This window comes from Alphaproteobacteria bacterium, from assembly GCA_035625915.1.
Taxonomy (GTDB): Bacteria; Pseudomonadota; Alphaproteobacteria; order JACZXZ01; family JACZXZ01; genus DATDHA01.
In genome coordinates this window covers 1-8,782 of sequence record DASPOR010000078.1, presented here as the reverse complement: position 1 = coordinate 8,782, position 8,782 = coordinate 1, and the positions used below count along the sequence as shown (strand labels likewise).

Sequence of the window (8,782 nt, the reverse complement as noted above, 5' to 3'; positions counted from 1 at the left end):
AGAACTCGCGGGCAAGCGATATCTCGGCCTGGAGCTCGACCGCGGCCGGCATGCGAGCGAGCTTGCGAGCGCCCTTGGCGGCCTCAAGGGACCACTCATGAAGGTGGCGCAGCTGCTTTCAACCATTCCAGATGCGCTGCCCCAGGAATACGTGGCCGAGCTTTCGACCCTACAAGCGAACGCGCCCGCGATGGGGTGGCCGTTCGTGCGTCGCCGCATGGCGGCTGAGCTCGGCTCCGATTGGGAAGCACACTTCGGAACGTTCGATCACGCGGCAGCCCGTGCTGCCTCTCTCGGTCAGGTGCATCGCGCCACGGCACTCGATGGCACATCTTTGGCCTGCAAGCTCCAGTACCCTGACATGTCCTCGACTGTCGAAGCGGACCTGCGCCAACTCAAGCTCGTCTTCTCGATCTACGAACGCACGGACAAGGCGATCTCGACCAAGAATATCCACGCTGAAATCGCCGAACGCCTCAAGGAGGAACTCGACTACGCCCGCGAGGCGCGCCATATGCGCCTATACGACGACATGCTCAAGGCCGAGAAAGGCGTTCGCGTACCCAAGGTGATTGCCGAGCTATCGACGAGACGCCTTCTCACGATGACCTGGCTGGACGGTGCTGCGCTCATGGCGTGCAAGGCTTGGCCGCCCGAGAAGCGCAACAAGGTCGCTCACAACATGTTTCGCGCCTGGTACGTGCCGTTCTATTTCTTTGGCGTCATTCATGGCGACCCGCACCTCGGCAACTACACGGTGCGCCCCGACGGCTCCGTCAATCTGCTCGATTTCGGGTGCATCCGCGTTTTTCATCCGCGGTTTGTGCGAGGGGTCATCGATCTCTATTGGGCGCTCCAGAATCGCGACGAGGCACTCGCGGTGTTCGCCTATGAAACATGGGGCTTCAAGAACCTCTCGAAACCGCTCATCGACACGCTGAACATGTGGGCGCGGTTTGTTTACGCGCCCCTCATGGAGGACCGCGAACGCGCGATCGAGGAAACCAACTCGGGCGTCTACGGGGCGCGGGTCGCCGAAAAGGTGCACAAGGAACTCAGACGACTGGGCGGCGTAGCCCCGCCGCGCGAATTCGTGCTGATGGATCGGGCCGCAATCGGGCTCGGTTCGGTCTTCCTACATTTGTCGGCCGAGATCAACTGGTACCGGCTGTTCCACGAGCTAATAAAGGATTTCGACGAAACGACGCTCGCCAAGCGCCAAGCGACTGCGCTGAGAAAGCAAAGCCTCGCTATCCCCGATTGAGAGAACGCCGCGAGGATAGGAGGACCAAGGGTTTTTCGGGTCTTGCGTCTTCGCCCGACAGCTTGGATTTCTTCGAAGAAGCCCTTCACAAAGCATCGTCAAGGAGGCATTGTGTGGCGCACAAAGCGGGCGCCAATCGAGCGGGGAGGCGGGTGATCAAACAATGAAGATCGCGATACCGAAAGAGCGCCGCGAATACGAAAAGCGTGTCGCCGCCTCGCCGGAAATGGTGAAGAAATACGTCGACCTCGGTCTTGAAGTCGCGGTCGAAGCAGGTGCCGGTGAAGCTTCATCTATCGCGGACGCGACATTCCAAGACCGCGGCGCGCGGATCGCCCCCGACGCGAGGTCGGCACTTGGCGATGCGGATATCGTGCTCAAAGTGCAGCGCCCGCTCACGGGTGCCGAAGGACAAGACGAGCTTTCCTTCATGAAGAAGGGAGCCGCTCTTGTCGCCATGCTGTCCCCTTACAACAATCGAGATCAGATCGAGGCCTATGCCGAAGCCGGTGTGTCCGCCTTCGCGATGGAGTTGATGCCGCGCATTTCGCGCGCGCAATCCATGGACGTGCTTTCGTCCCAGGCAAATCTGGCCGGCTACAAGGCGGTGCTCGACGCGGCTGCGGAGTTCGGCCGCGCCTTTCCGATGATGATGACCGCAGCCGGCACTGTAGCCCCCGCGCGCGTGATCGTCATGGGTGTCGGCGTGGCGGGACTTCAAGCGATCGCCACCGCGCGCCGCCTTGGGGCGGTCGTTTCGGGTTACGATGTCCGTCCGGCCGTTAAGGAGCAGGTGCAGTCGCTGGGTGCTGCCTTTGTCGAGGTCGATGCCGAAGCGACAAAGGGAGCGGAGACGGCGGCCGGCTACGCCAAGGAAATGAGCGATGATTATCAGCGCAAACAGGCCGAGGTTTTGCGCGAGACATTGAAAAAGCAGGACGTGGCCATCACGACGGCCCTTATTCCCGGTCGGCCCGCACCCGTCCTCATCGCCGAGGACATGGTGAAGGCGATGAAGCCGGGCTCGGTCATTGTCGATTTGGCGGTCGAGGCCGGCGGCAACTGCCCGCTCTCCGAGCTTGGTAAGGTCGTGGTGAAGCACGGCGTTACGATCATCGGCTATGCCAACTATCCGAGCCGGATCGCGGTCGACGCCTCAGCGCTCTACGGCCGCAACCTTTACAACTTCCTATCGCCCTTCGCGAAAAAAGAGGGCGGAGCCATCGAATTTAAATGGGACGACGAGCTGGTCAAAGGTACGCTCCTGACCCACGAGGGGAAAATCGTTCATCCGAACTTTAGCAAAGAGACCGTGCCGGCCTGAATGGCAGGCGCCGGGGAAACGATCGGGCGCGATGTAACCGCGCGGAAAATTCGGGGGACCTCATGGATCCGACGACACTGGCCGACCACGCATCGAAGCTCGCGAACGAGGCAGCCCGCCTCGCGGAGGATGCAGCGCGTCTTGCAAACGAAACCACCCAGCTCGTCGCGAGCCAGGCGCATGGCACGGGCATCGATCCCGCGATCGTCGGCCTCACGATCTTTGCGCTTGCCTGTTTCGTCGGCTACTACGTCGTCTGGAAGGTAACGCCAGCACTCCATTCCCCGCTCATGTCGGTCACGAATGCGATATCCAGCGTGATCGTGGTGGGCGCTCTGCTCGCGGCAGGGCCGGCAGCGGTCAATTTCTCGAAGATCGTGGGCTTCATTGCGGTAACACTCGCGTCAGTCAACATCTTCGGCGGGTTCATCGTGACTCAGCGCATGCTGCAAATGTTCAAGAAGAAAACGAAGTAGGCGGGGGATATTTCATGACGGGCAATCTCGCAGCCATCGCCTACCTCGTCGCTTCGATTTGCTTCATCCTGGCCCTGCGCGGCCTCGCCTCGCCGGAAAGCGCGAGACTGGGCAACATTCTCGGCGTCGTCGGCATGGTGATTGCGGTCGCCACGACGCTCGCCTCGCCCAACGTCGTGAGTTACGCGCTCATCGTCGTGGGCATCCTGATTGGCGGCACCATCGGCACCTTCATCGCCCTTCGCATTCAGATGACGGCACTGCCGCAGCTCGTCGCGGCGTTCCATAGCCTCGTTGGGCTGGCGGCGGTTTGTGTCGCCATTGCCGCGTTCTATCACCCAGAAGACTACGGCATCGCCGGGCCGAACGGAATCCACCTGTCGAGCTTGATCGAGATGAGCCTCGGCACGGCCATCGGCGCCATTACATTCACGGGCTCGATCATCGCGTTCGGCAAGCTGCAGGCAATTCTCTCGGGCAAGCCCCTCGTCTTCCCAGGCCAGCATCTTCTGAATGCGGCACAGGGCGTCGCACTTGTCGCTCTCATTGCGTGGTTCGCCGCGAGCGGCTCAGCGACAGCGTTCTGGCTCATCGTCGCCATCTCGCTGGCATTGGGCTTCCTTCTAATTTTGCCGATCGGCGGCGCCGACATGCCGGTCGTGATCTCGATGCTGAACAGCTACTCCGGCTGGGCGGCCTGCGGGATCGGCTTTACGCTCACGAATGCCCTTCTGATCGTGACGGGGGCCCTGGTGGGCTCGTCGGGTGCCATCCTCAGCTACATCATGTGCAAGGGGATGAATCGCTCGATCTTCAACGTGATCCTCGGCGGCTTCGGCGGGGAGACGGCTGCCGCCGCAGGCGGGCCGGGTGGCGACCGCACAGTCAAGCAAGGCTCTGCTGACGATGCTGCCTTCATCATGCGAAATGCCGGTTCCGTCATCATCGTGCCCGGCTATGGCATGGCGGTGGCGCAGGCCCAGCATGCGCTTCGCGAGATGGCCGACCTTCTGAAGGGCGAAGGGATCAAGGTGCGCTATGCGATCCATCCGGTGGCGGGCCGCATGCCGGGACATATGAACGTGCTACTCGCGGAGGCGAATGTGCCTTACGACGAAGTGTTGGAACTTGATGAAATCAATCGCGACTTCGCCTCGACCGACGTTGCGTTCGTGATTGGCGCCAACGACGTCACCAATCCGGCAGCAAAGAGCGACCCATCGAGTCCTATTTATGGAATGCCCGTCCTCGACGTCGAGGACGCGAAGACGGTGCTTTTCGTTAAGCGTTCGCTCGCGTCGGGCTATGCGGGCATTGATAATCCGCTGTTCTATCGAGAGAATACGATGATGCTGTTCGGCGACGCCAAGAAGATGTGCGAGGATATCGCAAAAGCGCTTGAGCGCTGACGGTCTGCAAATTCACCTTTCCGACGCTAACTCTGCAACAGCCCTCGCGCTGCAAGGTTCCGCATCAATGCAGCGACGCCGAAGCGATGCGGGGCGATCTTGTCGCAATGATTGACGCGATTGACGAGAGCGCCGAGTTTTGGCGTCGAAATGGTCACAATGTCGCCAAGCTTGTGGGTGAAACCCTCGCCCGGGTTGTCGCGGTCCTTGGTCGGCGCGAACATCGTGCCGAGGTAGAGGAGAAGGCCGTCCGGGTAGTCGTGATTGTCAGCGAGGGTCTGGCGGACGAGGTCGGTCGGGTCGCGGCTGATCTCGCCCATCGAACTCTTCCCGCGCAGCGCGAATTGGTCGTCGCCCTCGACGGTTAGGGCAACCTCCATCCTGCGCACGTCGTCGATCGAGAATCCCTCATCGAAGAGCCTTACAAAAGGTCCTATGGCGCTCGAGGCATTGTTTTCCTTCGAGCGGCCAAGAAGAAGGGCGCTTCGACCTTCGAAGTCGCGCAAGTTCACGTCGTTTCCCAGGGTGGCGCCGACGATTTCGCCGCGCGGGTTCACCACGGCGACAACCTCCGGCTCCGGATTGTTCCAGCTCGAGCGGGCGAGAATGCCGATCTCGGCACCCGTCCCAACCGATGCAAGCGGTGGCGCTTTCGTGAATACCTCCGCATCGGGTCCAATGCCGACCTCGAGATATTGCGACCATAGGCCTCGCTCTAGCAGAATCCGTTTGAGCTCGATCGCTTCGCGCGAGCCGGGCTCGACGCGACTGAGATCGGCGCCGATCTCGCTTCGCAAGTTGCGCCGGACCTCCTCCGCCTCGGCGGGATTGCCGCGAGCATGCTCTTCGATGACGCGCTCGAGAAGGCTCGTCGCGAATGTCACACCGCAGGCCTTCACGGGTTGCAGATCGCACGGCGCCAAAAAATATGGCTTTCCCGGGTCGAGTGTGTCGGCGGCGCTGTTGGCGAGTGAAGTGCCGATCTTGCCAACGAGACGTCCCGCCCTGCTCGCCTCGCGCGCAGAATGTGCGGGTGCGGCTGCCGCCATCAATTCCGACAAGGTGGGAAACGTATGGCTGATGTCGATCACATCGTCCCCGTGGATGAACACGGGTGCGGGCCCGGGAATCTTGCCGGGGAGCCAAATGCGCCCGACAAGAGTCGCCTGCGCGGCATCCGCAGGGAGGCTCGTCGTCTTGTCCAGCGTCAAGCGCATGCTAGCCTACCCCTCCACGACCCTTATTTTCTGAATGTCCGTTCAAATCTCCGGCATTTTCCATGGATTCGCGGCTTCGAAGGCATAGGCGGCGCGGAGCACGGTCGTGTCTTCGTACATGCGACCGACAATCTGCAGACCGGCGGGAAGGCCGGATTTGGTGAGCCCACACGGCACCGTCGCTGCGGGCTGCTTCGAGAGATTGAAGCAATAAGTGAACGGCGTCCAATCGACCCAGCCTTCGCCCGTTTGCGTGACCGGCGCCACGCGCCCCACTTCGAAGGCGGGGAGCGGCAGGGTCGGCAGCAGCAAAAGATCGTAGCGTTCATGGAATCGGCTCATGGCAAGCCCGATCGCCTCGCGTGCCTTGGTCGCGGCGAAGTATTCGGCCATCGTGACTTTCGCACCTTCTTCCGCCACCGCCACGAGACCGGGGTCGATCAGCCTTTTCTGGTCGGGGTTGAATGTGCTCAGCAGATTGGCGGCGGCGGCGAACCAAAATGTCTGAAAGACAGCGCCATAGTTGCCGAGATCGGGTGCCGCCTCCTCGACCTTGGCGCCAAGGGATTTGAAGCTCCTGGCCGCCTTCGCGACGAGGGCCGCGATCTCGGCCTCGACATGGTGCGCGCCAAGGGTAGGTGCGAAGGCCACGCGCAGCCCCTTGATGCCGATTTTGAGGCCTTTGCGGTAGTCGATGCCGTCGGCGGGGACAGCGTAGAAATCGCGATTATCGTGCTGCGTCAGGATGGTGAGGAGAAGGGCTGCATCCTCGACGCTTCGGGTCATCGGCCCGACATGGGCAACGGTTACGAACGGACTTGGCGGATACGCGGGTACCCGTCCGAAGCTTTGCTTGATGCCGAAGATGCCGCTAAAGCCGCAAGGGATTCGGATCGAGCCGCCACCGTCGGTACCAAGGTGCAGGGCCCCCATGCCCGTCGCAACGGCAGCGGCGGCCCCGCCGCTCGACCCGCCTGGGGTCATCGCGGGGTTCCACGGATTGCGCGTGATGCCGGTCAGAGGACTGTCGGTAACGCCCTTCCAGCCGAACTCTGGTGTCGTGGTCTTTCCGAGAAAGACGGCCCCGCCTTCACGCAGGCGCGCCACCGAGGGTGCATCCTCGAGCCACGGCTGATCGGCATTGACGGTCTTCGAACCGCGACGTGTGGGCCAGCCCTTGGTGAGAAGAATATCCTTGATCCCCGTCGGCACGCCGTCGACGGGCCCGAGCGCCCGGCCGGCCCGATAGCGCTTTTCCGCGCGCTTCGCGGCGGCAAGGGCCGCCTTCTCATCGACCAGATTGAAGGCATTGAGCGTGCCGTTGAGATCGGCGATCCGGCCCAAGGCAGCCTTTGTCGCCTCCACGGGCGAAAGCTTCTTCTTGCGGAAGAGGCCCACAAGTTGCGTAGCCGACATCATGGCGATTTCTTTGGACACGTCTCGACCCTCCCCAGCTTGTGTCGGACTCAACACCGGCCCTTCCAGCCAATGGTCGAGCATTACCATGAGCGTTTCAGGCGCGCACCTGTCCGATGAAATCTTCGGCTATTTAGCGTGGCGAATCCGAAATTCGCCACATCTGGGTGCGGGACCGTGAGCGAATTTCGGATTCATAGCCACATGAGGAATATATTGTATCTAGTGTGGTATCCGGATTTGAAGTTCCTAAACGCGGATGCCACAAAAATGCTGGGAACATCAAATTCACCACACTAGGATTTCTTGAAGAAGGTTGCGGCGGCATTGAGGTGCGCCTGCTTTTTCGAGATTTCCGCCCGCACGCGAGCGATCTCGTCCTGAAGTTCCTGGATATAGGCCTCAAGCTCATCGACCGAAAGCGGATCGAGGAGCTTGGGCTTGGGTGTTTGCTTGCGGGGCTCCAGATCGTCGAGGTCCATGACAGCGCCTCCATCTGCGCATCGCGCTTGTCAGCGGTTTTGGAACATACTAGTTCTCTGGCCCTGTCACAAATTCCCTCGTGAATCTGTCCAGCAACGGAAGAAAGCTATGGCTGAGACGCCGAACAAAACCGTGCCGAAAACGATGACTGCCATCGAGATCAAGCAATTCGGCGGGCCAGAACAGCTCGTGCCAGCGACGCGGCCGGTGCCCGTCCCGGGCTCGGGGGAAATGTTGATCAAGGTCGCGGCCGCGGGCGTCAACCGCCCTGATGTGCTCCAGCGCCAAGGCAATTATGCACCCCCCTCAGGCGCCTCCGATCTACCCGGCCTCGAGGTAGCAGGTGTCGTTGCAGCTCTCGGCCCCGACGTTTCTACGTGGAAGGGTGTTTCCAACTGGAAGGTCGGCGACCGGGCGACAGCCCTCCTTGCGGGGGGCGGGTATGCCGAATACGCGACGGCACCTATTCCTCAATGCCTGCCGGCCCCAAGGGGTCTCGGCATGATCGAAGCGGCGGCGATCCCCGAGACGTTCTTCACGGTTTGGACGAACGTATTCGAGCGGGGGCAGCTTAAGCCCGGCGAAAGCTTTCTCGTACACGGCGGCTCGAGTGGGATCGGCACGGTGGCGATCCAGCTCGCAAAGGTATGGGGTGCGCGGGTCTTCGCGACTGCAAGCGGCAACGCCAAATGCAAGGCGTGCGAGGATCTGGGTGCGGAGAGGTGTGTCGATTATCGAAGCGAGGATTTCACGAAAGTCATCGGCGAGCTCGTGGGTGAGAAGGGCGTCGACGTCATTCTTGACATGATCGGTGGAGATTACACGGCAAAGAATATTCAGCTTCTCGCCATGGAGGGTCGGTCGGTGCAGATCGCCACCCTGCGCGGCGCCAAGGTGGAGATCAATCTTGCTCAGGTCATGATGAAACGCCTGACGCTCACGGGTTCCACGCTTCGCTCCCGCTCGGTCGAGCAGAAGGGCGCGGTGGCGCGGGAGGTTTACCGGAACGTTTGGCCTTGGCTCGAAGAGGGCAAAGTGAAGCCGGTGATTTATAAGGCGTTTACCCTCAAGGAAGCGGCGGACGCTCATCGGCTCATGGAATCGAGCAATCATATTGGCAAGATCGTTCTGACGGTGTGACCGGGTTCGGCCAAACGAGGCGCGGTTACGAATATGCGCCCTCGCGGGTCAAC

General features: G+C 61.3%; 8 protein-coding genes. 5 read left to right on the top strand and 3 right to left on the bottom strand.

The window, feature by feature from the left end; translation table 11 throughout:
• The 4 genes from VEJ16_06450 to VEJ16_06435 form a co-directional block, all read left to right on the top strand.
• Nucleotides 1-1,264: AarF/ABC1/UbiB kinase family protein (locus tag VEJ16_06450; GenBank protein HYB09290.1), on the top strand; the 1,264-nt coding region annotated here is incomplete at its 5' end.
• 163 nt (nt 1,265-1,427) lie between these two features.
• Complete coding sequence (locus VEJ16_06445; protein ID HYB09289.1) at nt 1,428-2,588, top strand: Re/Si-specific NAD(P)(+) transhydrogenase subunit alpha; 1,161 nt, start codon at nt 1,428-1,430, stop codon at nt 2,586-2,588.
• 62 nt (nt 2,589-2,650) lie between these two features.
• Complete coding sequence (locus tag VEJ16_06440) at nt 2,651-3,064, top strand: NAD(P) transhydrogenase subunit alpha (GenBank protein HYB09288.1); 414 nt, start codon at nt 2,651-2,653, stop codon at nt 3,062-3,064.
• 14 nt (nt 3,065-3,078) lie between these two features.
• Nucleotides 3,079-4,473 (top strand): NAD(P)(+) transhydrogenase (Re/Si-specific) subunit beta, encoded by a 1,395-nt coding sequence (locus tag VEJ16_06435; GenBank protein ID HYB09287.1) that lies wholly within the window; start codon nt 3,079-3,081, stop codon nt 4,471-4,473.
• Between the two features lie 26 nt (nt 4,474-4,499).
• On the opposite strand, the gene VEJ16_06430 is transcribed toward VEJ16_06435, so the two are convergent.
• The 3 genes from VEJ16_06430 to VEJ16_06420 all read right to left on the bottom strand — a co-directional run bounded on the left by VEJ16_06430 (nt 4,500) and on the right by VEJ16_06420 (nt 7,588).
• Nucleotides 4,500-5,690 carry a fumarylacetoacetate hydrolase family protein gene (locus tag VEJ16_06430; protein ID HYB09286.1) on the bottom strand — a complete coding sequence of 397 codons (1,191 nt, stop codon included), beginning with the start codon at nt 5,688-5,690 and terminating at the stop codon, nt 4,500-4,502.
• Between the two features lie 42 nt (nt 5,691-5,732).
• Entirely contained in the window at nt 5,733-7,127 is a 1,395-nt protein-coding gene (locus tag VEJ16_06425) for an amidase (GenBank protein HYB09285.1), read from the bottom strand.
• 275 nt (nt 7,128-7,402) lie between these two features.
• Nucleotides 7,403-7,588, bottom strand: a complete 186-nt coding sequence (locus VEJ16_06420; GenBank protein ID HYB09284.1) for a DUF1192 domain-containing protein — start codon at nt 7,586-7,588, stop codon at nt 7,403-7,405.
• Nucleotides 7,589-7,697: 109 nt separating this feature from the next.
• Between VEJ16_06420 and VEJ16_06415 the strand changes: the two genes are divergently transcribed.
• Complete coding sequence (locus VEJ16_06415) at nt 7,698-8,729, top strand: NAD(P)H-quinone oxidoreductase (protein HYB09283.1); 1,032 nt, start codon at nt 7,698-7,700, stop codon at nt 8,727-8,729.
• The last annotated feature ends 53 nt before the right edge of the window (nt 8,730-8,782 follow it).

Bases quoted from the DNA above. Each gene is read 5' to 3' on its own strand.
- VEJ16_06445 (HYB09289.1), top strand. From the start codon at position 1,428: ATGAAGATCGCGATACCGAAAGAGCGCCGCGAATACGAAAAGCGTGTC.
- VEJ16_06440 (HYB09288.1), top strand. From the start codon at position 2,651: ATGGATCCGACGACACTGGCCGACCACGCATCGAAGCTCGCGAACGAG.
- VEJ16_06435 (HYB09287.1), top strand. From the start codon at position 3,079: ATGACGGGCAATCTCGCAGCCATCGCCTACCTCGTCGCTTCGATTTGC.
- VEJ16_06430 (HYB09286.1), bottom strand. From the start codon at position 5,690: ATGCGCTTGACGCTGGACAAGACGACGAGCCTCCCTGCGGATGCCGCG.
- VEJ16_06420 (HYB09284.1), bottom strand. From the start codon at position 7,588: ATGGACCTCGACGATCTGGAGCCCCGCAAGCAAACACCCAAGCCCAAG.
- VEJ16_06415 (HYB09283.1), top strand. From the start codon at position 7,698: ATGGCTGAGACGCCGAACAAAACCGTGCCGAAAACGATGACTGCCATC.